The sequence below is a fragment of the Psychrobacillus sp. Z16_25 genome (assembly GCF_056856695.1).
Genome location: NZ_JBXEOV010000028.1, coordinates 1 through 24,643, shown reverse-complemented (window position 1 = coordinate 24,643; position 24,643 = coordinate 1). Strand labels below are relative to the sequence as shown.

Sequence of the window (24,643 nt, the reverse complement as noted above, 5' to 3'; positions counted from 1 at the left end):
TCACTCAGGTCTCCAATCAATGATATACTCGCCAGTCAAAGAGCATTATCGGACTCACTCAGGTCTCCAATCAATGATATACTCGCCAGTCAAAGAGCATTATCGGACTCACTCAGGTCTCCAATCAATGACATACTCGCCAGCCAAAGAGCATTATCGGACTCACTCAGGTCTCCAATCAATGACATACTCGCCAGCCAAAGAGCATTATCGGACTCACTCAGGTCTCCAATCAATGACATACTCGCCAGTCAAAGAGCATTATCGGACTCACTCAGGTCTCCAATCAATGATATACTCGCCAGCCAAAGAGTATTATCGGACTCACTCAGGTCTCCAGGGGATGATGTAATTTTTAGTATTAGAAAAATTAGTGAATCCTTAAGAAGTAATGACAGTGATGAATTTAATGTAGGAGATAGTATAGCGTATATAGAAGAAATATTCCAACAGGTTTTGGACGATTCACTAGATACAAGTGGAACTAGCAAGGAAGAAGTCACTATATTAGAATTAATGAGTAAATACAAAGATATATTTATGTCTTTATTAATGCGATTTAGGTTAAGTTATAAAACCTTAGATAATACTAATGTTTTAGTAAACTTGGAAATAATTATTTCAATTTTAAATTTACTTATCTCTGTGCATAGTATAATCCAGGGGGATCCGAGTCAAAATGTTAATATCCATATCCATAATTATCATGAAGATATAAACATTGAAGTTGATACGGAAGGTTACAACACTAATATATATATTGAGAAAAAAACTGAAGAACATGACGACAATTTAAATAAAGATACAAATGAAAAAGAACAAGAATTCTCAGGCGGTACTAGAACATAAGATTAATTAGTCAGCAATTGAAATTTAGTCCTGCAAACGCAATAACCACCTATCAATAATTTTGATAGGTGGCTTTAAAGTTGTTTAAGACTCCATATGTACTTTATTACATCTTATTTCAAGTAGTTTAGATGTTATTTTTCGCAATCTTAGTTACTAAAATTTCTTGCTGATTGCCTATAAATTTAAGACCATCTTTAGATTCTGTAACTCTCTCAACTAATATTGTTTGAGGTATATAATATCCAAGATTCTCATCATATTTTATTCCTAAATGTACCATGGTGTTTTTAAAATCATCATAAAATAATATCTCGCAGTTTACTCTTGTAGATCCATCTATAACTTTTGCTGGATCAAAAATCACGCCTTTCGGATTTTCAACCAATTTAGGTAGTAAGTAGAAAAAAACATATTTATCCTTATTATTCTTAAATACTCCTTTTGTAGGTTTATCCTTCAATGTAAGTATCGTTATCGTCCCGTTTACAACATTTCCCCACCCTACTTCACCTCTAAATTTTTTAATTTCCTCTTTATTCTTCACACGTTCAACTATTTTTTCGATAGCTAAAAGATGGCAAAAATTTTCTGTATCAAATCTTAACTCAATCTGATACTCTTTTGTTTCTTCTGTAGAATTATCTACTATTTTATATTGATAACTATACGGGTTTAAATAATGTTTATAAAAATCTGCTAGCAAAGTTAAAGTTATATCATTTATTCGTGGATTATTTTCCAATGTATATAGTTCTTCAATAGTAGTAAGCATTATTACCTCCTAATTTTCTTTCACAAAAGAAAGCCTTGATTATAAATAATCAAGGCTTTCTAAATCGCAACTTTTATTCACGTCTCATATTTAAGCTCTCCGACGGGGAGAATTCGAGAGTTGCACCCGAATGACTTTTAAAAGTCCAAAATTTCATTTCCAATTATATACTATCATCTTATAGCTTATTTATCAACAAATTAAATCTAATTTTTCTCAATTAATGATTTCACCAGCAACTGCGAACTGTATAACGCCAATTATAAAAAACAGTTATTTTATACACTACGGTTGCTTAGCCAACCCTAAAAAGAAGGGGCGGTTCTCTCTTCTTTTTGTAAACAGACAATAGCGAAAATATAAAGAACCTAATGTATAAATTAGGTGTATTCGTTACTAACGAAATATTTTAATTTATGTTCAAAATCTTCCAATAGCCTATTATCACCAACAAAATTAATAGATATATGCAAAACATTATTGATTAAATCAATAGTTTTTACCTTTGCTTCCAATTTAAATCCTTGTTCCATCTTCAAAACTAAATATGGTGAGAAGTCCTTAGAAATATAACCAATTTGCAATCCTTCTTTATTAATGACTTTCACTGCAAATGCGTCATATTTATTCGTTTTTTCCCATACTACTGTTACTTTCTCTGAGGCCCTAAGTTCTTTAACGACTTTTATTCTTGTTCCAACAGTCAAACCCACTACTCTTGCTTGTATATTAGAAGAAATATTACCTGCAATGCGCTCCCAATCAGGAATTATCAAAGCATACTTTTCATGTAAAAGAGCATAGAAAGAGCTATCTATAATTTCATATTCGTATCCATGAAATTTTTCTCTTGTAAACGCTACTACTAAATCTTTACTTCTCCTATCTAACCGTCCTTTTACTTCTAATAAAAAACCGCTTAAATTTGCATGAATGACGAAGTCTGGCATATATGGGCCTGCCTCAGTAATAAATAGTTCTTCTTCATATCCATATTCTATATTTAAATATTTTAGCCACCTAGCAACATTAGCTTCCCATGATGAACGATAACCTTGTTCTAAATCTTCTCTAAACCCACTTTTAGTAGGATTTAGACTGCGTATGTCAGGTTCCATAAAACGTTCCGAATATAAGGGGTACGAAGGTGCCTCTCCCCATATTAGCTCTGCATTTGCATAATAATAAAAGCCTAAATCTATTAAATATTTTCTTGAGAATTCCTTTATCCAGACTTTCAAATCTATCGTCTCGTCTACTTTAATTACATATAAAAGCAACGTGATGTCATTAGTCGATACCTCAAATATTACAAATTTTAAATTCAACTTTTCTAAACCATTCTCCAAAATTTGTCTATCTCTTTGTAATATAGAAATAAAATACTTTTTTAAGGTTGGAATTCGGCTTATTAATAAGTCATGTATAGTAAAAATTTGTGGATATTTTTTTAATAACAACAATTTATTTGAACCTGGATAATCATTTTGCCGTAAAATCATCTCGTACTCATTTGTTTTTAAACTTAAAACCCGGTCTTTTTCTAAATAATTTAATTCTCTATCTTTAACCAATTGATTTAATTCTTCGTTTAAAATATCGAAATATTCAGTATCAGCAAACTCTCGACCGTTATTATTTCGAAATTCCCTAGCAATCTTGATGTCCATTTTCACCACCCGCCTTATATCCTATATACCTTTTATTTACCTGACACTCGTTATTCTCAATTCTTCTTTACCCTCATCATAAGAATGCATATAACCTAAAAATGTATATATATTACCCTCTTTAATATAGGGAACTTTAGTATCTTTAAAAATAACAGCTTCTATTTCATTCTCTCCATCTGATAAAACTAAAAACTTTGTTTCGCTTTTGGAGTTAAAATAAAAACTAATTACCTCTGCTTGCATTTCTATAACACTTTCTATTTCTTCCGTACCACTATTCTGTACGATTTGAGTATTCCCATCAAAAGTAATTAGAAGAACTCCACCAACTAATAATAACAACAGTAGCGCAGTAACTATCTTTAGGGAAGACGTCTCTTTTTTCTTACTCTCTCTATAATTTATGCTATCTTTTATCTGCTTGATTTCTTCACTCACACTGTCTATTTTCTCATCATATTCATTAAACCGATGAAAGTAACCGTCTTCACTGAGTTGATTACTCGAGATTTTAATATTATTCACTATTTCTAACTGTTTGTGCGGAGACAAAGAATGCTCATGAATATAAAATTTTGTGGCATTTTTTATTAAATTTTGTATTCTGCTATCGAGTTGATCAGTAAACAGATGAAATTTGAAGTAATCCCTCTTGCTATCAGACGTCCACATACTAATCTGTTCTGCAAACTTCAATTCGAACTCTTGTTTAGAAAACCCTAGATGTAAAATACAATATCCTATATTTTTATAGGAATCTTTTATTTTATGATTTGAAACTAAATAGTTGTTTAAGGCATCCCCGTGGGCTTTTACTTGTAACAAAGGATTTATATCTCCAAACCTCGTCTTCAGAAGACCATTTGTTAAAACACCCTCAATGTTTCTGATGTCTATATTCTTAACTTCAATTAATCTAAAGCCAAAATCAGGGCTTACTACTAAGAAATCAGGATTTAGGCGACCAATTTCAGGTTGTGAGATTATATATGTATCTGGGGGCAAAAATCTGCCTAATAAATCCCCGACCCTTATTTCCCCTTCAATCCCCTTTTGATCTTGTAATCTTTGAGAGCGTTGCAACATCTCAAATAGATTTTCTCTCCCTTTAAAAATAGCCATACGCACACCATCTTTACTATTATTTACCATAATAGTATAAGGCACATATTGCCACATTGTCTTCTATTCTTTTAGGAAAATAATAACCAAACTAGTTTTTGTTATTCTAATATCCTTACTTTTAATAACCTCTACGACTGGGTCTTGTTTTCTTTAAATATAGAGTCTTTACTTTTTTATGTAATAAATCATCTTTTAGGGGGGTACTTTTGATAATGGCAGCCACTTCTTCACTCTCAATGGTATGACCTTGGCTTTTTAAAACCTCTGCAGTTTTTACAATGCTACCATGTGTGACATAGGTGTGAATCACATGTTCCTCTGAGGTTTTTGGCTCATATTTCTCAATCAAGTTCACATATTTTTGAATTACCTGGAGATTTTTCTTGGACTGCTCTAATGACACACGTAGCCTAAAAAATCCTTTGTTTTCTACCTATATCTATCGTCATTAAGCTTCCTTACAACTATTTATCTTTAAGCTCTTTATTACAAAACTACATTAAAGTGTAAAAACCGATACTCTATGGAGAGTATCGGTTTTTACTTCCCTTAAAGGTACCTTCAATTTCCACTTGTATACATTAGAATTGTATTTATTCAGTTAAACAACAAAAATGTATCTTCACTTTCTGTATTATTAAACGCATCTTTAATAGACAAAGTTTGGTAGTATTGTGTTGCATCATGAGAATCGATAAAAATAACATCTTTTCCTATTAGTGAAAAGACTTCTTTTTTTATATCCTCTAGATTTACATTGAAGAATTCTTTCCGGTTATTAATTAAGTTCACACGACTAGAGCTAAAAACTGTATGCAAATGGTTTTCTAGACTTGGAGCATCATCAGTCAGTATCATAGCATGAACATCGTATTCAAATGGCACTGAGGCTCCGCTCAGTTCTTTGATTCGATCCAGAGGCTCTAACCTCCTAGTCATGCCTATCTTATATACATTTTCTCCAAAGGCACCTATATTCGAAATAATGTAAACATACCCTGATTTCCCCACTAAATGTCTATGATGCACTTCCTCCATTTTTTTATAAACCAAGGATAAAGAATCCTCTAATTCTTTAATCTTATTTAGGAGAATTCGATTTTCTCCCTTCGATTTTGCAAATTCTTTATTCAAACGATTTAAATCTTTTTCTATCTGTTTCTCATGCAGACTTAATTCTAATAGTTTATCTCTTATCTCTTGCTCAACTTTTTTTCTTTCTCTTTCTTCTTCCCTCAGAACCCTTAATTTTTCTTTTTCGTTCTGTTCAAAAATTTCCAATTCATGGATTAGAGTTAATTCTTCTATCTTCAGTCTGTGAAATTCTTGATCTATAGACAATCCATTGGAATCATTTAATTTATTAATTGTGGCAAAAGATTTTTTTATCCTGTTTTTTATACTTTCAAAGTTGGAGTATTTAAGCGATGAAATTGCATTATCACACTCTGTGTTGTATGAGCGAATCATCGACTTGATATTTTGATTAGTCATCTTCCTTCCTTCTCTGATACTGCCATTTACTTGCCAAGTTGTTTCCACATGGACGGCTATTTTGTCTTTTATCATATCTTTTTGACGTTGATTATTTTGTTCTAATTTACTTTTAAATTGCTCTGTTGTGTTAAAGGGAAAAATATTTTTATAAAATGCTACTTCTTGAAGTTTTTTTTCATCTCTAGCGAGAACAAGAGATTTCTTTACTTTTATGTACTCTTGGAGCACAGCTTCTCTATTCTTTAAGTGCTTCTCTAAATGTTCGAGTTTACTGCTGTTTTGGTTAAATTCTTCTGTCTGTACTTTTATTTTTTCGTTTAATTCTTGAAGTAGTTGTTGTTCATGAGATGTTGCCCGTTGGTATTTTTCTTTACCTATCCTCTCTACTTCGAGCGATATCCTATTGTATTCATTTTGCAATTCGATATTAGCATTTTTATAACTTTGACTTTCATCTTCTAGCTTTTTTATATCTGCATCTAGCTGCAAAATAAGGTTAGATTTACTTTGTACTTTTACTTCCATCGATGATAATTCTTCATTCAAAGCTAAAAGTAATGCATTTTTACTAGATACTTCAGAGTGAATAAGTGCTTCGAGTTCTGACTTAACCTCACTATTTTCTTTTAATATTTCTTCGTATTTATTTGTTAATTTAACTAAAGTGTCCTCTTTAGAACTTAATTCTTTCATTTTTTCAGAATTACTTTGCTCTAATTCGCTTATTTTTAATAATGCATCATTATATTTTTTTTTACTAACGAACACGTAATCCCTCCTAAGGTCAGTTAACCCCTTATTGCTAATGGGTTTTACAAAATCAATTGTAAATAATTACCTGGGTTGTGTCTACGGTACATGGACATAGATACTAAGATAAAAAAATTAGCAAAAATGCTAGTTTTTCTATCTTATAACTTCAACGAGATATATTATTCTTTTCTTTTAACTCTTTAACAATGTTATATACGGTCGCCCTACTTATCCCGTACTCTTTAGCAATGTCAGTTGCGCTTTCATTAGCCTGAAAAAGGACTATCACACGTTTTCTAGTCTTCTCATCTACCTTAGGTCGTCCGCCAATTATTCCACGCCTACGCGCAGCTTCCAGACCAGCCAATGTGCGTTGTTGAATGATATCTCGTTCAAACTCTGCAAATACAGCTAACATCCCGAACATTGCTTTGCCAGTTGGGGTTGTCGTATCAAAATTGTCCTGGATACTAACGAATTCGACTCCCTTTTTCTTTAATTGCTCTGTCAGCTCGTAAAGTTCTTTAGTACTTCTAGCCAGACGTTCTAGCTTATAAAAGACAAAGACACCTCCTTTAGCTGCCGCCTTCATAGCATTATCTAATTCTACGCTCTCAATTTTTCGAGTTGATATTTTTTCTACGTACATGACAAGATCTAATCCCTTCTCTGCAGCATACTTTTCGATTGCCTGTAGCTGCATATCTGGATTTTGATCTTCCATAATTACTCTTGCATATCCAATAACTCTAGCCATCCTTCCCCCCTAATCGTCTAATTTCTCATACGTTTTTTGTAAAATTAGACGAGTATTTAGACAAAAACAATAAAAAAAGACCTTCTAAATGTTGATTTAGAGGGTCTTTTTATTCCGTATAAAAAACGATGGTTAATTTTAATTTATGAGTCCAGCTAATATATGGTGTAATATAGAATAAAAGTAAAAAATGGGATGTGTTGTTTTGGATGATAAGTTCTCTGATTTTGTTTTTTTTAGGGTTTATATATAGTTATTACTTTTATAAAGAATCGAAAAAGAATTATGAAGTTCTAGTTGGTGTAGATAACACATTTTCTAACAAAGATATTTGTTATTACTATATTTGGAATGCTGGTAATAATACTATTTATAAAAATGACATAATCAATGACACAGGCTGTTTAACAATTTATTTTGAGGATAATTATGTTGAGTACGCTGAAGTTTCCGACATTACAAGTAATTATGTTGAAGTCGAAATGTATCAAAACTATAAAAATATAAAACTAGAATTTGATTTTTTGAGACCTGACGAGGGATTTACTTTGATGGTAAAAACAAAAAGTTCTAAGTCATATTGGTCTCTTCAAATAAAGCAAAAGAAAGATGTAATTCATTTCCCTAAACTCATAAAATCTAGAGGGTGTGTTTCAAATATATATATGATAACTAATATTGTACATTATTGTTATGTGGCCTTCTTTGCTCTATCTATAGGGCAAATAGAGTTTTCAAATCTTAATGGATGGAACGACTATTTAATGCTAATTTTAAATTTGTTAATAGCCGGTTTTGTCATTTACCTGACCCCAATTATATTTAGACGAATACGAGCAGCTCGTCCACCTAAAGAATTGAAATTACACTACCTTGAAAAAAACACATAAAGCTCTATTCATTATCGCATAGCTGATATTCTAATTTATACTCTGCGACTGGATCGGGTTTTCTTTAAAAACAGACTCTTTAATTTTTTATGTAATAAATCATCTTTAAGAGGAGTACTTGCAGCTACTCCCTCACTTTCAATAGTTTGCCCATTGCTACTTAAAAGTTCTCGCTCAACTACCACAAATATTCGTCCTAGTGCGATTTTAATTTCTTTCTTAGTCGTTTTTTTGTTTAATTACACTTTTATGAACTATAACATTTTTGGTACCTGGTGCATAAAACCCTGATAAAATGGGATTTTCCCCTCTCAAATATAACAAGTAACACACTATCTCTAGTTATTTTTTACGTACTCACAAATCGCGTAAATTACTTGTTCTTCTTTGCTTTCGAATGCTATATCAAATTTTAAGCGTTGTCCTTCAAAACTAAATGCATCGAGCAAATAGGAGATACGTGGCTGTTTATAGGCACTGCTATTAGCGATACAACGCTCCCAAACTTCCTCCATGAGCGCTGGGGAATAATGACGATGCTCAGCTGCTTGTTTAAGGGCAGTTTTTTTAATCTCTATATATCCTTCCCAAATATTCTTGCGGGTGATTTGATACCACATCTTTGCTCGTATTTCTTCCTCATTTAACACAACAATTGTTTCATTGTTTTCTTTTACATCATTTGTTGCATTTGATGTGGTGGGTTCTTCAGCATAGGGGAACGTTATGCCATCAGGTAATCGTTCGGCTAAAAAACGGTCTAGGGCTTCTTGTGTGACCTTCCAGCCCTCTTTTCGTGATGTCGGTGCAATCCCTTCTATCTTCCCTTGTCGTAGCCATCTACGTACAGATTCAATATTGCTCGTAATTTTGCAAGCTCTTAATACATCAAATGTTTCATAAATAGTGTAGAAACGTTGTGATTTCATAATGTTCAACTCCTTTCCTCAATAATACAATAAATGTTTTATTAAGGGAAAAGAATGCAGATTTACAAAGTTAAAGCTCCCATAGCAGACTAGTCTTTGGGAACTTTCCTTTAAATAAGATTAGCATTTAGTTATCTCAGAAATTATAATTTCGTTAATAAACAAAGGTAATGGATATTACTTTAAAACAATAAGAGTTTTAAACACTATTAAATCAACGTATGTCGCTTTTATGATGGAACTTTTTTCACACGCAATCTATGCAGTTTGATGAAAATCCTATCACAGCAATGATTCCTAGCATTTTAGTACATCTTTCTTTTTTGTTTCTTTAAATTCTTGACGAATACGTTTAATAGCTTTATCCAATATTACTCGTGCTCTCCATCCATAAAACTTGGCTGCAATAATGCTTTGAGCATAATCTATCTTAATCATGTATAAATCAACCTTAGCCCGTTCCTCACAAGTAAGCATATCCTTTAGACGTTTGTTGTCTATGTTAAGTCCCCCCTTAATATAGTTAATTTTTTGGTTTTTAGTATCAAAATTCACAGATAGAATTTAGAATTGGACATCAATATAAGTAGGATAATCAATAAACTTCTATTCCATCTCATCTAACTTGTTTTGGACATAGGTACGGATAAATTGGTCTCTTTTTGCCCAATCTTCTTCAATTCTTTTAAAAATGAAGCCTGCTTTAATAGTTCTTTCTTTTTCTGGCAACTTACCCCATTCTACTATTGCTTCATCCTCTAATTTATAACGGAGTCGCATACTTGAAATGAAGTGATCCGTTTTTTCAGCCCTTAATTCTTCTGGCGTCTTAGGTGAAGGAAGTCTTCTCAGCAAATCCTTCTCCAGTTCCTCACGCTGAATTTTGATTTGTTCGTTCAATCTATCTTCAAATTGAATAATCAACGATGCCTCTATCTTTTTTAATTGCTGATTCATTTGAGCTAGAATCTTTCCTTCATCAATACTCGACTGTTCCAGAACGATATCTGATTCAGGGAACTGCCGTAATTCAAATCGTTGGGACAATAAATTCATGATCGGTTCTAGTTGCCATTTGTCTTTCCGCATCTTCATGATAAAAACAGCAATTTCTAAATCAAGTTCATCATATACCTTTTTATCAGCAGCCCTTTGTATGTAATGAAGGCCCTTTTGTTCCAATTCTTTGAACCATTTATCTATCGTATTAAAATGGATGGTCTCATTCTCTTGATATTGCTTGTTATACGCCTCTTTGACTTCAAAACTAAACTCTGTAATTTGCCAGTATCCCCTTGTCTCTAACATCCTCACACCCCTCTTATACTGTTTTCACGAATGATTTACTCTTAATAAATCACTTATTCTTTAGTGATTAATCATTTCCCTTCTATTTGTAGAAATTAATCTACTTATGGCTCATTGCTTTTTTAAAAACACTAGAAGTAAAGATACATATGTGGACCACTTATGGGTCACTCATCACTTGTAGACCATTATTATTGAATGCTCTTAATCTAAGTGGGATATAGCAAGTAGATTTAATGATTCCCTTAGAACGAAAGAGATACGGGCTCACTTATAAGTTCTACTGACGTGTGCGAATTGCTTACGCAATTTAAGATATTCCGCCTGGAAAGGGGACAAAACATAGATAGGTGCAGTCTGTTGTTGCAGCCGCTTATCGTTTTGATGACAAATTACTAGATGAGTGTACAGATGAACAAAAGTTTTATCGGCGTGAGGTGATGCCTGAACTAAAGGATCGTTCCAATTTAGCAGAGGAAGTGAAAGGTTTCGTGAAAAACTTTCTACAAATGCAAAGGTCGTGACTGCTCTGCAGCAGGCATTCGGTCTTCGGTTGAGAGATGCTAGGCCGTGAATATCAGTGGCTCACATCGTTGAGAAGGAAGGTAAAGTTCTTTTGGGTGACCTCGGCAGAGAAAACAGATTTAAATACGGCACAAAAGGTGACAAGGGCTGGAAGGGGCAGAATATCGTCATGTAGGTCCGAATTTGAAGTGAGAATGCGTGAGTTGATAGAGGGAAAGGAAAAGATGCCTATGTCTCCCCGTACGCTATAACACGCTGAAATTGGTTGAAAATCGGGCTGAAATGAAGGGGTCCAATTCTTTTTGTATGCGTATGCCAGAGAGGTGCTGAGGAATGAGTTGCTACAACGAGGAATTGCAAAGGAAAGTCGTGAGATAATCCAACGGATATTAGAGAATCGTGTGGTTGGATACCGTAAAGACCTTAAGATAACAAAGGAAGAACATCCTCTATATCGAAAAGCGGTGGGAGTGATGGATAAGGTGCGGAATGCTTAGGTCATAGGAAAGAACGTATAGATCTTGCGGAAGTATACCTAAAGGGTGTTTAAAAAACAAAAAGTAAACCGCCCTTAGCCTACCAGCGATTGGACGGTTTACTACTCCATTATGCTGTTCGCCTTTGAATTGAACACTTTTAGTATAAGATATAAAAGCTTATTTTATCAATTAGAAGAAGAATTAGAATTAGTTCTCATATTTTTTCTTTTGCTTACTGTGGTAGTCATCAATCCCTTTTGCAATTCCATGGCCCATTCCTTCAGAGGCTTTGGCTGCAAGAGTTTTTACGATATTATCCAAGAACATAAGCATTACAATCATTGTTCCTACGATACTACCTAACATGCTGATAAGAAAGAAATTCAACATATCTAATATAGTATTCAAATTATATATCACCTTTAAAATTGGTCCTTTATTATATCACGGAGCTGGTAGTTATATGAGTTAGTAATTTAAGCGATTGCATCGCCAATCGAGTGAAAAAAGTGAAGCATTTGGGATATAGGAGGATCTCTGCACGAGACACTCCTTTTCTAGGCTAATGAACTTGTTGCTTCATTTAAAAAGAGATATAAAAATAAGTAAAAATCTGCATCGTATTTTTAAAATTATAATATTTTTAGGAAGAATCATATATATAGTATTAATTCATTAAAAGAGTATAAATTATCATAAAGAAATATAAGATCATAAAAGAATATGGAAAAAATTATGTGGATAAAAATAGAGAAAAGAACGTAACAGTTTCAATGTTTGAGCGGAATTTTCATTCATTCTTGAGATGCTTGAAATGAATTATTCACTGATTTAGTGTGCTTGAAATGAACAGATTTTTTTATCCTCTGTAGTAATGAACATTTGTCTATTTGTCCACAATCGAAATGAACGGATTAAATAAATGCAAATACATTAAAAGGGGAGATAAAGTGGCTGTCGTTAATTTTACGTTAGTTTTGTGGACTAAATTTTCTATTAATATAGCATAAATTATTTTTAGGGAACGACAAATAGCCCTTGCCGAATAGGTTTTTTTACGACAAAGGCTTTAAAAGACTGTTTTTTTATAGAGTAACTAGACGCTATTTACTTTGAAGGGCAAGAACATCTTCAAAAGAGAAGTTCATTTTTATCCCCCATAATTTGATATAGGACAAGAATCTTGAGAATGTAGCTGGTTGCATTTCGTACGCCAGGTAGCGTTTCATGTTATCACGAAGTAATTTACGGAAGTATGCTCCAACGCTTTTTATATTCTTACCATTCATTAAATTCTCCATTGATTCGCGATAAACCAGTATGGAGAAACGTTCTATTTCTCTTAATAGCTGGCGATCCACGTTGTTAGAATAGAATGGTTCCACTACATCGAGCACTTCTGCTTTAATAGCATAAAACACATCTCTCATATCCTTTTGGTTATATGTAAGTCCGCTGGTAGTAAATTGATGAGTGATATCTTTTCTTATTTTTTGTTGTCTTGCTACGTAAGATGGTGCTTCTTGCATCTCTTTAAAGCAATCGGCTACTAAGGAGAATACATATTTGACCGCGTTGTTTGCACCCTTTACCACATCAATGTTAAAAACTTTTCTTAGACGGGAAAGGTATTTGTCTAGCGTTCTATTTGTCTTACGTGCTTTTAGCTTAAGTGTATCTTGTAATAATTCCGTTTTTTTAGCTGAGCGAATCGATTCATTACGGAAACTTTGATTAAGGATTTTAAGATTGAAAACCAATCCTTCTACATCTCTAGCTCTTATGAATTCCTTAAGAGAATATAAAAAGGGGATTGGTACCTTAAAATAATTCAAATTGTTGTCGTTTTTCAAAGCAATTTCTGAATCTGGTGTATTCCAAGCTGCATAATGACTAATTTCGATAAAGGCTTGTCCATTGATCCAAGCTTCATTTAATAGCCCACGTTTGATTAAACTATGATGAGCGATACAAATCGTGGAGGCATTGAGACCATACTCTTTTGCAAGTCTCCGAAAACTATGTGTTTTCTCTAAGATTCTTCCGTATTCATCACAAAGACTATGATATAGCACATATACGGCTACTTCGGATGCTTGTAATGGTTGATAGTCATCTTTACCAACAGCATCGTGGATCTCTACTCGTAAACGAGTAAATGCTTGTTGATGAAATTTAAAACCATAAAATATTTCATTCTGTTTTTTCATCTCATTTCACCCCTGAAAATAAAGAAAATAGTAGCTACCACTTCGGGGAACTACTATTTTGGAGTAAAACAGTATATAGCTTTTACTAATCACAATCAGTTCTAATTGCTTTATACATAACATACAATCTTGTAATTCGAATGTTTTTGTTATATTATGTGTTTATACAATATGATTAGTAAAAGCTATTCCCAGGACCGGCCAAAGTCTCTGAAGGGAGTAGCTTTTTCTTTATGTAATTTTTAATTTTATCCTAATCTATCTTAATCCTCATGTAAACCTCCCTATTTGTAAGTAAACCCCACCAAAACAATCTAAAGTAGAAATTTCCACCTATGCGAGAAAGATACGTAATTCATCAAAAGTAGAAAAGTAGAAATTTCCACCTATGCGAGAAAGATACGTAATCCATCAAAAGTAGAAAAGTAGAAATTTCCACCTGCGCGAGAAAGATATGTAATCCATCAAAAGTAGAAAAGTAGAAATTTCCACCTGCACGAGAAAGATACGTAATTCATCAAAAGTAGAAAAGTAGAAATTTCCACCCATGCGAGAATGATGAGAATAAAAGTTCTTTTAATTCAAGGACTTAGAAAAAATAAAATATAAATTTCCACCTATGCGAGAAAGATACGTAATCTATCAAAAGTAGAAAAGTAGAAATTTCCACTTGTGCGAGAAAGATACGTAATCTATCAAAAGTAGAAAAGTAGAAATTTCCACTTGTGCGATAAAGATACGTAATCTATCAAAAGTAGAAAAGTAGAAATTTCCACCTATGCAATATAAAAGATTAATATTACAATTATGTTACAAATTAAATTCAGACACTTTCAAACTTCTACTTTTGATAAAATATACATAAGTAGAAGTTTGCGAAAGTGGAAATTTGCAAAGTAGAAGTTCGAAAAAGAAAAAGGGAGTGTTATCTGTGGTTGCAAAAACAATTGTTGTCGGAAACTTTAAAGGTGGAGTAGGAAAAACAAAAGTTGCCGTTATGGCTAGTTGGGAACTTTCTCATGTATTTAATAAGAAGGTTCTATTAATTGATATGGATCCCCAGGCAAACGCTAGCATGATTATTGCTCGTTCTGCTGGAATTGAAAGCATTGATGTTTCAATTATGGATGGATTCCAAGAAGGTGATTTAACTTCTAAGATAATGAATGTTACTGAAAACTTAGATTTAATACCTGCATCTGTGTCGTTTAAGAACTTTTCTAAATTTCTATACAAGAAATTTGATCAAGATATTAGTCAAGTTACATATTTACGTAGTTTGTTAACAGAAATCAAGGAAGATTATGATTACATTTTTATTGATGTTCCTCCTACTATCAGTGATTACTCAGACAATGCAATGATGGCAGCAGACTATGTCCTAATTATTCTTCAAGCACAAGAATTATCACTTGAAGGTGCAGAAACATATTTGTCCTATCTTCAATTTATGGCTAATGAGTATGATGCAGATATTCAAGTGTTAGGAGTCCTACCCGTTCTTTTAAGACCAGGTGGAAGAGTAGATATTGCTACAGTAGAGAGAGCTAAAGAGCTATTTGGAGAAGACAACGTTTTTAAAAATTATATTAAACACTTGGAAAGATTAAAGGCATGGGATGTTACGGGGATAGCGAATGCTGATCAACATGATGCGAAAGCACATAAAATATTTATAGACGTAGTTAAAGAAATGGAAGAAAAACTCGACTATTTTGAGGAGCATGGTAAATATGAGTAATATATCCTCAGACAACAATACAAAGGGTGGCCTTATTAAGAAGAAAAATACTCTTCAAAGACCAGCACCTATTAAATTCAATGATCCCAACCCATTTAAGTATTCCCAACCTGAAGAAAAGAAAATCGTTAAACCGATTGAGAATGAAAAGCCGATGAAGGCTAAAGAAAGTAAAATAGGTGATCAAGGAGTAAAAGCAAGAGTAGGTAAAAGTAATGCCGTAAAATCTATAAAAGTTCCTCTAGATATACATACAAAAATTAATATATTAGGGAAGTTTATGGACGAAAACAAGACCTATGCAATTCTTGATGAACTTATTGAATCATATGTCCAATCAAATTTAACAGATCGTCAACAAAAACAATTTAATTTTATGACTGAATTTATGCAAGAGGAAAATTAGAATTAAAAAACTTTATATCTTTAACCTCTGGATAAGCACCCATTTTACTTGGGAATGAAACCACTGTTCAATAAATTGAACAGTGGTTTCATTATGTTCCAGCCATAACTTAGGAGTGGTTAATATATGAACAATCTATTGATGATTGTAGTTCACTATGAGTGGAGTCATATACAACAAAATAACCTCCTATGTGAGTGGGCACATATATTAGATTATCGGTGTGAGTGGAAACATAGGTAAATGCATAAGAAGTACAACAGAAACAGCCAGATTTAAAAGTATAAGTAACGTATACATTTCCTATTATTTTGTACTGCATTAAACAAACAATAGGAATATATCTTGAAAAATGATATACTCAAAGTAATTAAATTTAAACAAACAGGAATACCCTGCTAAAAAACGAGAAACTAATCTCGTTCTTTTAGTGGGGTTTTTTTGATGTGAGAGGAGAGAAAAATTATAAAACAAACAGAAATTCTTTATCAGGTGGGAAAAGGGAAAAGGATTGCGTTAAAGGACTCGGAAGTATCTTTATTAAAGCAATTAATGATCCATCGAATAATGCATTCAAAATCCATACATCTATTCCTCAGTCAATCAGCTGGAAAAATATTAAATAGTAATGCAATAAGTAATCGTCTTAGACGTTTAGTGGAGGCGAAATTATTAGATCGTGTGACAGTAAACATTAGTGTAACGCGAGCTGAAGTCCCCAGGTACTATTATAAATTAGGTTTAAGAGCATACCGCTGTCTTGTATCGACAAATCATATAGAGAATACACAGGAGAATTTCAAGATTTTTAGAGCATCAAGAAAAACTGGTTTACCTAGTTTGCATACAGATGCAATCTCAATTTTAGCAAACCAAATATATCTCGAGTGTGTATCTAAATCGATTGTTGATTTCATTCATATGAGGGGGGTAGAAGGGGTGATCGTTACCCCCAAGGGAGAGGAAATAGGAATCCGAGGTTTAAATCTCGCTATTCCAGACTGGATTTTTTTGCAGGGAAAGCATTTTATTTTTATTGAACTCGATACAGGTAGTCAAGATCAAAAAATGATTGAAAAAAAAGTTGAAAGATATAACCGTCTCAATACAAATTTTCTAGAGAAGAATGGGTACACCATGTCACTTATATTTGCCGTTTTAGATGCCAGTATTGATGTCGTACAGAAAAATAAAAGACAAAACCGTTCTAAGCGCGTCGCTTCTCTAAAGCAAAACCTTGAGAGTATTTCCCTAAACTTTTCAAGTTATGTCTTATCGGCAAAACGTGTACCTAGTCTAGTCCTTAAGTTATTAACGAATAAAGAAATAGACGATGGAAAGCAATATGAACTAGTCTGTCAGTGGCTTAATTTAGCCGAAAAAGTATTGAGTTCAAAGGAAAGTTTACTTGTTGAACAAATTCATGAGATAGATGAAATACCATTTGAATTTTTAGACGTACAACATTACTTTCTAGTTCTACCAATGTTAAAACTAACCCTTTATCAAAAGACACAATACCTTTTTCCATACTTTATCTTAGAAGGAAGCTTGAAAAGTTATAGTTTAATAAAAATCGTCTATCAAGTAATTGCTGATATCAATACAAAGCTAATAAATTCAGAAGCAGTCCTTGTGCTGGTGTATGGTAGTTATTCGGAGTCGGAGGAGGATATTTTAGGAATTAATCCATTATACAAAGTATATAAGACCGATTTAATAACATGGCAACAAACCAATAGTTTACCTCAGATGTTCAAATTGAAAGGCCCCTTTACACAAGAATGATTAATGGAGGAATGACATGGAATTTTATCTAAACAAAGAAAGATACCGTCTACAAATATCTTCTAGAAAATATATAGAACTTAAACATGAAGAATTGAGGATCTTACAGCAATTAACTATACACGGCACGGTTAATAGTTTTATATTACATGATTTGTTTAAAGGAATTGTTAATCCGTCTTTCAGTAGTACAACAATCAGTAATCGAATAAAAAAATTTGTGGATTATCACATCCTAGTCCGTCTAGAAGAGTCCGTTACAATTAATCATTTTACACACACAGTGTACTATTACAAACTTGGAGAAAATGGATTGTATTTATTGCAAGAATTCTTTCATTTGGGCTCATATGATCTAGATAAGATTGAAGAAGAGGCAAAAAAACAATCCATACCATCTTCTAATGAAATTATCCTATCTACATTGGCAAACGATATTTATTTAAATAGCATTCGATGTGGTGCTAAAATTCTATATGCTAAATTTAGAGACCATTGGCTATCTATTTTACGGAGTACAAAAGGGAATAAAATTTTCTCCGATGCCTGGGTATTTGAAAGTGAAGATCAACTTATTCTCTTAATTCTAAACGCACCTATACATAGGAACACAAACATGGAAGGTGTTTTTACAAATATCCTTAATCTATTTGCACGTGAATCCGTTCGAGAAGATAAACACTGTATCGTTATCTTTTCAGTTACAAATCAAGTTAGAAAGAATACTCGAGATGTCATTTTTGAACTTAAAGGATGGATGCCATATTTTACACAATGGCATCCAAACCTTGAGGTCTATGTATTGGCATTTGATCGATTGAAAGAGCGAATAGGAGATTTACTCAGATTTGTTGATGAAGAGGCCGGATACAAGTATTTACTGCCACGAAACTTTCAACTTATCCTTGAACAAAAAAATGAGGAAGATTTTAAACAATACTCTTTTTCTACTGTCAGATCGTTTTCGGCTAATAAAATTGGATTCCAAACATTCCATCTTTTCAAGAAGCAAAAAGATACCCGCTATGTAATCTCTATAGCAGGATTAGAGGGGTCCGTGAAGACATATCAAACCGCCGCCTCTCTTGAAAAGCAGCTTTCAAACTTAGGGTATTTATATGATGAGGTACCAATTCACTTATTCGTAATATATCGGGACCAAGAAAGCCAAGAGAACGATATCATTAGATCCTATCATGGCAAAAATATATGGCTCACTAGCCTACAATACATGCAACTTGTCAATGAACCTATTAAAAATCTAGAGTTAACCCATCTAGTAGGACTACAAAAGAGGAAGAACCAACCTTTTTATCTTTAAAAATAACAATATTTAAACCACTGTTTAATAATTTGAACAGTGGTTTCATTTTGGTCCCTAGTCATAACTTAGGAGTGCTTCATATGTGAACGATTTATTGATAAGATGTTAGAAACTCCGTATTGGAGGACTATCTTAGACTCCTCAGTTTTTTCATTTCTTTCGAAATAACGCAGCCGAAAGGCTGTAGGTCCACTTTGCCAATGTTGAGAAAAGGTTTCTTGCTAATGACACTTCTCCTTACTCTCAGAGATGTTTAACCACTAACCGTAGTGTTCAGGACGAGTGGAGTATCCTGAAGTACCTATGCATTCTTATCCAACGTAGTGCGCGAAGCACTTAGGCTATTCAACCAGAACCGAAGTTCTACGACTCTAATCTACTTTTCCAAGCTTGCGACTTTAGTCGTGAGTTGTTGACTAAAGTACGGTAGCATCATTCAAAAGACCGCTTCCGCTTTAAATGAGGATTTTGACGTGTCTCTAGTGGACTGTCTGCACCGATCCCTATTGGCGAGAAAGAAAAAACGAGTAAACAAGAACAAGTGGCTTAGAATTTCCACAAATAACAAGGGTGTTTAGCACCGAGAGAGTAACATGAATAACTTTTTACAGGAAACCGAAGATTGTCCCAAAATGATTGAGATTTATTAAAATAGCCAAGAACACTCGTGACTTCAGTCATGAGATGAATTGGCTTTGTTTTTTGTTCATTCTTACTTAAAGCAAAATCCTTTTCCGCTTTTTACAAGTGTTAAAAGACTCGCCTTCGCGTCTTTCTTTACATTTTTCAATTTGACATATGCCCCGTAGCTTTTAGAACCCGCTACAACTGCATAGTTCCCATCTATTTTTACCAAGTCATTCGGTTGAAAAGGATAGCGGCAACGTCGGTACGAATAATAACCTTTTTTTAATTTTTCCTTACGGAAAACGCGAAGGTTTTCCTCGTTTTTGGTTTTGTTTCGTGTTCGTCGACCACTAAAAAGGTCTTGTCCCGAAGCCTTTTCACCTGTACGTGCATCAATGTATTTAGCATCGTAAAACTTTCTTAATGAACGATTATTACGACGCACTTGTTGAACAACGAATTTTGTGGTTCGTTTGAAAAATGCTTTGCCTCCAGCAATCACAAACGCATCGTTCGCATGGCTTTTTTCGATTTTTTCTGCAATGCGAGTAGACTTCGTTTGATAACCATATGTATGCTCAGCTTCAAGTACATCTTTTAGTCGCCAACGAACAGAAGACATAAAAGTAGCACCTTTTAACGGTTTGATTTTAGGTCGCCACGTCGATAAGAAACCTTTGTGGTTCTTTGGTGTATGGCACTGCGAACAAATTGTAATTAAATTGTTAGGCGTATCTGTTCCACCATTACTTCTATAAATAATATGATGTAATTCTAGAATCGGTTGCTTGTCCTTGTTTTTACAATCTGGGTTCTGACATCGGTGGTTATCACGATGTAGAATATATTCTCGTAAATTGTAAAAGTCTTTTTGACAACCTTCTTGATAAGCTAAACCTTCGATTTCAGGATTTAAAATCTTTTGTGTATCGAAATTAGCAACCTCAATAACCGTTTTCGAAATCGGTAGAATTTGTTTTACTTTGTTAATGATACGCACATGAGAATCTAACTTATGTTGAATTGATGGTGCAAACCAACCTTGTTCGATTTTTCGATTGTTGAATCGAGGTTTCCGATAACGTAAACGCCCTCGGCGTGTACGACGATATGAAGCGCGTTCTTTATTTCTTTCTACTTGTCCTTGTAACAGGGCAACCTCAGCTGAAAACACTTCTGATGAATCATCTACAACCGATAAACCGACATGAAGATAACCCGAATCCACTCCTAATGTATAATTCTTGTGATATGTCGTTGTATCAATTAATAATTGAATAGTAAACGGTTTTCTAGAAACCACTTTCGCTTCATTTCTTTTTAATAACCAACGCACACGACCAAAACGTTTTGTCGGGTCGAGTGGTTTCCCTTCTTTACTGATGACATAAGCAGCAATAACCACACATCATCACGCCTTTCATTTTTTTGAAATAATGTAGCCAAAAGGCTGTAGGTCCGCTTTGCCAATGTTGAGAAAAGGTTTCTTGCTAATGACACTTTTCCTTACCCTCAGAGATGTTTAACCACTAACCGTAGTGTCAAGTGGAGTATCCTGAAGTGCCTATGTATTCATCACTACCATTGCCTTTGGTGTGACATTCCTCTCTTCCTTCTCTTAGTCGTATCTCGAAGCACCCCTTTGCGATATTATGGACAAATTAAGGATGGCTATACCCATAAAGATGGAATCTTCTACAAAAACCAATTCCATATCGTCTACGTTGATCAATCGATGTGATAATCGTTCTGTCATTTACTTTTACACAAAAAAAGTAAACCGCCGGAGCATGCAAGCAATGGCGGTTTACTGAACGCTGTGCTGTCCGCCTGTGAAGCGAACTATGTAGTTGCTAAGGCTGTTGGTGTTAACGCACCAGCAGTCTTTTTAAGCTACTCATTTTAGCAATTCTTATTTTAAAAATCAGCCCGTTCATTGAAGTCTATGGTTGCATGCATTATGACAATCCTCCCTCATAGTTATCTGTTTTTAGTTAAAATAGAAGGAATTACCAATATTATATCGAATTATGTAATACAGATAATTAATAGAAAATGGGGGATATTATGAAACGTTTTTTATCAATAATTATAGTTGCATTTCTCTTTTTGAGTTTTCTTCCAAAACAGCAAGTATTCGCTGCGTTCAGCGATGTACCGGTAACACACCCGTATTATCAAGAAATCATGTTCTTACTTGAAAAAGGAGTCATTTCGGATAGCACTAAATTCAATCCAAATGAAAATGTAACACGTGAAGAAGTAGCAATCATGGTCAGTAAAGCGGTCGGATTGGATGGTAAGCAGACAGCGACTAAATTTAAAGATGTTCCCGCAAATCTACCCTCTTCTGGCTATATCAATTCTGCAGTTAAAGCAGGAATCATCAATGGGTACCTAGACGGTTCTTTTCAGCCAAAAGAAAAAGTAACCCGTGGCCATATGGCAGCGTTTATTGCACGAGCATTTAAATTAACGCAGGAATCGAATGTTACGTTTAAGGATGTTCCGAAAGATTCAACCGCATATCTTCCTACACGTCAATTAGCATTTAAAAATATAACAACCGGCTATGAAGATGGGACATTTAAACCCAATGCCAATCTCAGCCGTGCGCATATATCGGTCTTCATAGCTAGGGCAATGGGCTTCCAAAAAGCTAAGCAGGAAGAGATGAAGGTTCATTTTATCGATGTAGGTCAAGGAGACTCAATACTTGTCCAATCTCCAAGCGGTAAGAATATGTTGGTGGATGGAGGCTCCAAGTCTGCTGGAGATGAGGTAGTGGCGTTCCTAAAGGATAAAGGAATAAGTAAGCTTGATTATGTAATGGCAACGCATCCTGATGCTGACCATATCGGAGGATTAATAGATGTAGTAAAGACTATACCTGTCTCAAACTTTATCGATTCGGGAAAATCCCATACGACCCAAACTTATTATGAGCTACTATCCTTAATAGACACAAAGAATATTAACTACAAAGTCCCTAAATCAGGGGATAATATTACCCTTGATTCAGCTCTAACGATTACAGTGCTAAATGCTGAAGAAGAAGGGGACGACAACAATGAAGCTTCAATCGTACTGAAAGTTGTATACAAAAATGTGAGTTTCCTTCTGATGGGTGATGCAGATACGTCATTAGAAAAAGAATTGGTTGCTAAATACGATATGAAAGGAACAGTTTTGAAAGCCGGACACCATGGGTCAAATACAAGTAGTGCCACAGAATTCATTAATGAAGTAAGACCGGAAACTACAATCCTCTCATATGAAAAGGACAACTCATATGGTCATCCTCATAAGGACGTCGTTTCTCGTCTCAATAGCGTAGGTTCGAAGATTTACTCAACGGCTGAAGCTGGGAATATTACTGTAACAACGAACGGACTTGTTCATTCGGTTACTGCGAAACCATGGAGTGGCGGAGTGCTTATACCAACGCCAACACCTGTGCCGATACCTATTCCTGTACCTTCACCGCCAACGGATCCGAGTTCGGATGAGTATGTAATTCCTGGAGCACCTACCTCTTTTGCCAATTGTACGGAAATGCGTGTTTATTATCCAAATGGTGTTAAGTCAGGACATCCTGCCTATGCCTCAAAACATGACCGTGATAAAGATGGTTGGGCGTGTGAACGCTAATTAAAGGAGTTGACTATATGACATGGCCAGTCAAATATACGCTTGACCGTTTTGAAGGTGAGTATGGAGTTCTCCTGGAGTATCCAGAAGAGAAGAAGAGCTTACTGATCCCTAAAGAAGAACTGAAGGGAATAGCGATTGAAGGAGATAGACTGCTGGTTAGTAAAGAAGATAAACATACTGTGACTGTTCTTACAGAAGAAACGAAGCATGTAAGAAAAGATGTAGAAAACTTAATCAACAAGGTAAAGAGTAAGGAATTTGACTGTGATTTACGAAGTTAAAAGAATAGAAGAGGAACTACCAATGTAACGATTGGTAGTTCTTAATAAACATTTCTTAGAGGGAAAGAGGGGGGAAGGATAATGGCAAAACTGATTACTGTTGAAAGAGCAAAGGCTGAAATAGAGAGACTGCAACATTTTGTAGCACTTGCAGAAAACTATAAAACAAATACTTTAGAGAGATGGATCATTAGAGAATATGCCTATACAAACAGCATTAAAGAAGTAGTTGAACAAGCTAAAGTCTTTAAGCTAACAAGAGAAGGGAATTTTATCGAAAGAGACTACATCATATCTGTTATTAATGGAAAACCGGAAGATGAATTACATAAGATCATGAAAGCAGGCTATAGACATAAGATTAGGCCGAACAAGAAAAGAGCTATGGAATACAAATTTTGAAAATTGACTGGATGCGAGTTTGAAACCTACGATTTGTAAGGCTATCAGAGATTTTAGAAGAACTAGGAGTAGCTAGAGTGTAAAAGCACAAGACGATGCAGATAGTATTAGTTTTCCGACTAACGTGTCTGTGGATGAGCGTATTTTACGACTATTAATTACCTTAATCTGTATCACCCTGACAACCAAAATTATCTTACTTTGTCGTAATCAGGTTCAGAAAAACACAATGATTTCTGACTGACAAGAGAAACAAAATCCGCAAAATAAACTCTTAAATCGTACGATGTTGTCCCCTTCGCTTCAAGAAAAATCAAGGAGTAAATTTGAGGAAACACGCTGTCATGTCCAAACAGGTAACTATAAAAAAATGAAGAGAAACAAGAGAAATGGCTTCTTGAACAAAACCAGCTAATAGATTGTCAATAAAAATCTTTTAAAATAAAAATACCTTCATGCTATACTAAAAATGCGCAACGCAAATAACCCTCCGAATCTAATTTGGAGGGTTATTGTTTTATTTGAAAAATTTGTTACTAAAGTGTTTCTTGGAACGGTGTTTTTGTTTTTAATATCGCATAAATCCAGTGTAAAAGCTTATTAGCACATGCGATAATGGCTACTTTATAAGGCTTGCCCTCTTCACGTTT

General features: G+C 34.1%; 23 protein-coding genes. 11 read left to right on the top strand and 12 right to left on the bottom strand.

What is annotated here, in order from left to right; translation table 11 throughout:
• Positions 1 to 849 (top strand): hypothetical protein (locus AC1VU3_RS17005; RefSeq protein ID WP_482984109.1); only part of this gene is annotated, 849 nt, incomplete at its 5' end.
• Between the two features lie 127 nt (positions 850 to 976).
• Here the strand turns inward: AC1VU3_RS17005 and AC1VU3_RS17000 are convergent.
• The 6 genes from AC1VU3_RS17000 to AC1VU3_RS16975 all read right to left on the bottom strand — a co-directional run bounded on the left by AC1VU3_RS17000 (position 977) and on the right by AC1VU3_RS16975 (position 7,429).
• Positions 977 to 1,624 (bottom strand): PBECR4 domain-containing protein, encoded by a 648-nt coding sequence (locus tag AC1VU3_RS17000; RefSeq protein ID WP_482984108.1) that lies wholly within the window; start codon positions 1,622 to 1,624, stop codon positions 977 to 979.
• 380 nt (positions 1,625 to 2,004) lie between these two features.
• The gene (locus AC1VU3_RS16995; RefSeq protein WP_482984107.1) at positions 2,005 to 3,294 is read right to left on the bottom strand and encodes an HIRAN domain-containing protein; all 1,290 of its coding nucleotides are present in this window, start codon (positions 3,292 to 3,294) and stop codon (positions 2,005 to 2,007) included.
• Positions 3,295 to 3,330: 36 nt separating this feature from the next.
• A complete protein-coding gene (locus AC1VU3_RS16990) occupies positions 3,331 to 4,476 on the bottom strand; it encodes an NERD domain-containing protein (RefSeq protein ID WP_482984106.1) in 1,146 nt (381 codons plus the stop codon).
• A gap of 64 nt (positions 4,477 to 4,540) precedes the next feature.
• Complete coding sequence (locus AC1VU3_RS16985) at positions 4,541 to 4,825, bottom strand: hypothetical protein (RefSeq protein ID WP_482984105.1); 285 nt, start codon at positions 4,823 to 4,825, stop codon at positions 4,541 to 4,543.
• A gap of 194 nt (positions 4,826 to 5,019) precedes the next feature.
• Positions 5,020 to 6,687 (bottom strand): SNIPE associated domain-containing protein, encoded by a 1,668-nt coding sequence (locus tag AC1VU3_RS16980; protein WP_482984104.1) that lies wholly within the window; start codon positions 6,685 to 6,687, stop codon positions 5,020 to 5,022.
• A 151-nt stretch (positions 6,688 to 6,838) separates the two neighbouring features.
• Positions 6,839 to 7,429 (bottom strand): recombinase family protein, encoded by a 591-nt coding sequence (locus tag AC1VU3_RS16975; protein WP_482984103.1) that lies wholly within the window; start codon positions 7,427 to 7,429, stop codon positions 6,839 to 6,841.
• Between the two features lie 209 nt (positions 7,430 to 7,638).
• On the opposite strand from AC1VU3_RS16975, the gene AC1VU3_RS16970 reads away from it, so the two are divergent.
• Entirely contained in the window at positions 7,639 to 8,319 is a 681-nt protein-coding gene (locus tag AC1VU3_RS16970; RefSeq protein WP_482984102.1) for a hypothetical protein, read from the top strand.
• Positions 8,320 to 8,657: 338 nt separating this feature from the next.
• Here the strand turns inward: AC1VU3_RS16970 and AC1VU3_RS16965 are convergent, their stop codons facing one another.
• From AC1VU3_RS16965 to AC1VU3_RS16955, 3 genes are all read right to left on the bottom strand, one after another.
• Positions 8,658 to 9,248: a hypothetical protein gene (locus AC1VU3_RS16965; RefSeq protein WP_482984101.1), complete on the bottom strand. Its 591-nt coding sequence runs from the start codon at positions 9,246 to 9,248 to the stop codon at positions 8,658 to 8,660.
• Positions 9,249 to 9,545: 297 nt separating this feature from the next.
• Positions 9,546 to 9,686, bottom strand: a complete 141-nt coding sequence (locus tag AC1VU3_RS16960; RefSeq protein WP_482984100.1) for a hypothetical protein — start codon at positions 9,684 to 9,686, stop codon at positions 9,546 to 9,548.
• A 168-nt stretch (positions 9,687 to 9,854) separates the two neighbouring features.
• The gene (locus tag AC1VU3_RS16955; RefSeq protein ID WP_482984099.1) at positions 9,855 to 10,556 is read right to left on the bottom strand and encodes a hypothetical protein; all 702 of its coding nucleotides are present in this window, start codon (positions 10,554 to 10,556) and stop codon (positions 9,855 to 9,857) included.
• Positions 10,557 to 10,906: 350 nt separating this feature from the next.
• Here AC1VU3_RS16955 and AC1VU3_RS16950 point away from each other — a divergent pair, with 350 nt between their 5' ends.
• Both AC1VU3_RS16950 and AC1VU3_RS16945 read left to right on the top strand, forming a co-directional pair.
• The gene (locus AC1VU3_RS16950) at positions 10,907 to 11,080 is read left to right on the top strand and encodes a hypothetical protein (protein ID WP_482984098.1); all 174 of its coding nucleotides are present in this window, start codon (positions 10,907 to 10,909) and stop codon (positions 11,078 to 11,080) included.
• 303 nt (positions 11,081 to 11,383) lie between these two features.
• Positions 11,384 to 11,578, top strand: a complete 195-nt coding sequence (locus tag AC1VU3_RS16945) for a hypothetical protein (RefSeq protein ID WP_482984097.1) — start codon at positions 11,384 to 11,386, stop codon at positions 11,576 to 11,578.
• A 189-nt stretch (positions 11,579 to 11,767) separates the two neighbouring features.
• Here AC1VU3_RS16945 and AC1VU3_RS16940 read toward each other — a convergent pair whose 3' ends face one another.
• Together AC1VU3_RS16940 and AC1VU3_RS16935 are read right to left on the bottom strand one after the other, a co-directional pair.
• Positions 11,768 to 11,968 carry a hypothetical protein gene (locus AC1VU3_RS16940; RefSeq protein ID WP_482984096.1) on the bottom strand — a complete coding sequence of 67 codons (201 nt, stop codon included), beginning with the start codon at positions 11,966 to 11,968 and terminating at the stop codon, positions 11,768 to 11,770.
• Positions 11,969 to 12,663: 695 nt separating this feature from the next.
• Positions 12,664 to 13,770, bottom strand: a complete 1,107-nt coding sequence (locus AC1VU3_RS16935) for a hypothetical protein (RefSeq protein ID WP_482984095.1) — start codon at positions 13,768 to 13,770, stop codon at positions 12,664 to 12,666.
• A 931-nt stretch (positions 13,771 to 14,701) separates the two neighbouring features.
• Here AC1VU3_RS16935 and AC1VU3_RS16930 point away from each other — a divergent pair.
• The 4 genes from AC1VU3_RS16930 to AC1VU3_RS16915 all read left to right on the top strand — a co-directional run bounded on the left by AC1VU3_RS16930 (position 14,702) and on the right by AC1VU3_RS16915 (position 19,026).
• Positions 14,702 to 15,511 carry an AAA family ATPase gene (locus AC1VU3_RS16930; RefSeq protein ID WP_482984094.1) on the top strand — a complete coding sequence of 270 codons (810 nt, stop codon included), beginning with the start codon at positions 14,702 to 14,704 and terminating at the stop codon, positions 15,509 to 15,511.
• On the top strand, positions 15,504 to 15,917 hold the full coding sequence (locus tag AC1VU3_RS16925; RefSeq protein ID WP_482984093.1) for a hypothetical protein: 414 nt from the start codon (positions 15,504 to 15,506) through the stop codon (positions 15,915 to 15,917). Before AC1VU3_RS16930 ends, AC1VU3_RS16925 begins: the two co-directional genes overlap by 8 nt.
• Before the next feature lie 492 nt (positions 15,918 to 16,409).
• Positions 16,410 to 17,705 (top strand): replication-relaxation family protein, encoded by a 1,296-nt coding sequence (locus AC1VU3_RS16920; RefSeq protein WP_482984092.1) that lies wholly within the window; start codon positions 16,410 to 16,412, stop codon positions 17,703 to 17,705.
• Between the two features lie 16 nt (positions 17,706 to 17,721).
• A complete protein-coding gene (locus tag AC1VU3_RS16915) occupies positions 17,722 to 19,026 on the top strand; it encodes a hypothetical protein (RefSeq protein WP_482984091.1) in 1,305 nt (434 codons plus the stop codon).
• A gap of 715 nt (positions 19,027 to 19,741) precedes the next feature.
• On the opposite strand, the gene iscB is transcribed toward AC1VU3_RS16915, so the two are convergent.
• Positions 19,742 to 21,061, bottom strand: coding sequence for an RNA-guided endonuclease IscB (gene iscB, locus AC1VU3_RS16910; RefSeq protein ID WP_482984090.1), 1,320 nt, complete (start codon positions 21,059 to 21,061; stop codon positions 19,742 to 19,744).
• A gap of 662 nt (positions 21,062 to 21,723) precedes the next feature.
• Between iscB and AC1VU3_RS16905 the strand changes: the two genes are divergently transcribed.
• The 3 genes from AC1VU3_RS16905 to AC1VU3_RS16895 all read left to right on the top strand — a co-directional run bounded on the left by AC1VU3_RS16905 (position 21,724) and on the right by AC1VU3_RS16895 (position 23,993).
• Complete coding sequence (locus AC1VU3_RS16905; protein ID WP_482984089.1) at positions 21,724 to 23,307, top strand: S-layer homology domain-containing protein; 1,584 nt, start codon at positions 21,724 to 21,726, stop codon at positions 23,305 to 23,307.
• A 17-nt stretch (positions 23,308 to 23,324) separates the two neighbouring features.
• A complete protein-coding gene (locus tag AC1VU3_RS16900; protein WP_482984088.1) occupies positions 23,325 to 23,591 on the top strand; it encodes a DUF3006 domain-containing protein in 267 nt (88 codons plus the stop codon).
• A gap of 81 nt (positions 23,592 to 23,672) precedes the next feature.
• A complete protein-coding gene (locus AC1VU3_RS16895) occupies positions 23,673 to 23,993 on the top strand; it encodes a hypothetical protein (protein WP_482984087.1) in 321 nt (106 codons plus the stop codon).
• The last annotated feature ends 650 nt before the right edge of the window (positions 23,994 to 24,643 follow it).

Excerpts from the sequence above, each read along its gene's own strand:
- AC1VU3_RS16965 (WP_482984101.1), bottom strand. The coding sequence starts at position 9,248 with ATGAAATCACAACGTTTCTACACTATTTATGAAACATTTGATGTATTA.
- AC1VU3_RS16960 (WP_482984100.1), bottom strand. The coding sequence starts at position 9,686 with ATGATTAAGATAGATTATGCTCAAAGCATTATTGCAGCCAAGTTTTAT.
- AC1VU3_RS16975 (WP_482984103.1), bottom strand. The coding sequence starts at position 7,429 with ATGGCTAGAGTTATTGGATATGCAAGAGTAATTATGGAAGATCAAAAT.
- AC1VU3_RS17000 (WP_482984108.1), bottom strand. The coding sequence starts at position 1,624 with ATGCTTACTACTATTGAAGAACTATATACATTGGAAAATAATCCACGA.
- AC1VU3_RS16970 (WP_482984102.1), top strand. The coding sequence starts at position 7,639 with ATGATAAGTTCTCTGATTTTGTTTTTTTTAGGGTTTATATATAGTTAT.
- AC1VU3_RS16995 (WP_482984107.1), bottom strand. The coding sequence starts at position 3,294 with ATGGACATCAAGATTGCTAGGGAATTTCGAAATAATAACGGTCGAGAG.
- AC1VU3_RS16955 (WP_482984099.1), bottom strand. The coding sequence starts at position 10,556 with ATGTTAGAGACAAGGGGATACTGGCAAATTACAGAGTTTAGTTTTGAA.
- AC1VU3_RS16935 (WP_482984095.1), bottom strand. The coding sequence starts at position 13,770 with ATGAAAAAACAGAATGAAATATTTTATGGTTTTAAATTTCATCAACAA.
- AC1VU3_RS16905 (WP_482984089.1), top strand. The coding sequence starts at position 21,724 with ATGAAACGTTTTTTATCAATAATTATAGTTGCATTTCTCTTTTTGAGT.
- AC1VU3_RS16900 (WP_482984088.1), top strand. The coding sequence starts at position 23,325 with ATGACATGGCCAGTCAAATATACGCTTGACCGTTTTGAAGGTGAGTAT.
- AC1VU3_RS16990 (WP_482984106.1), bottom strand. The coding sequence starts at position 4,476 with ATGTGGCAATATGTGCCTTATACTATTATGGTAAATAATAGTAAAGAT.
- AC1VU3_RS16925 (WP_482984093.1), top strand. The coding sequence starts at position 15,504 with ATGAGTAATATATCCTCAGACAACAATACAAAGGGTGGCCTTATTAAG.
- AC1VU3_RS16915 (WP_482984091.1), top strand. The coding sequence starts at position 17,722 with ATGGAATTTTATCTAAACAAAGAAAGATACCGTCTACAAATATCTTCT.
- AC1VU3_RS16895 (WP_482984087.1), top strand. The coding sequence starts at position 23,673 with ATGGCAAAACTGATTACTGTTGAAAGAGCAAAGGCTGAAATAGAGAGA.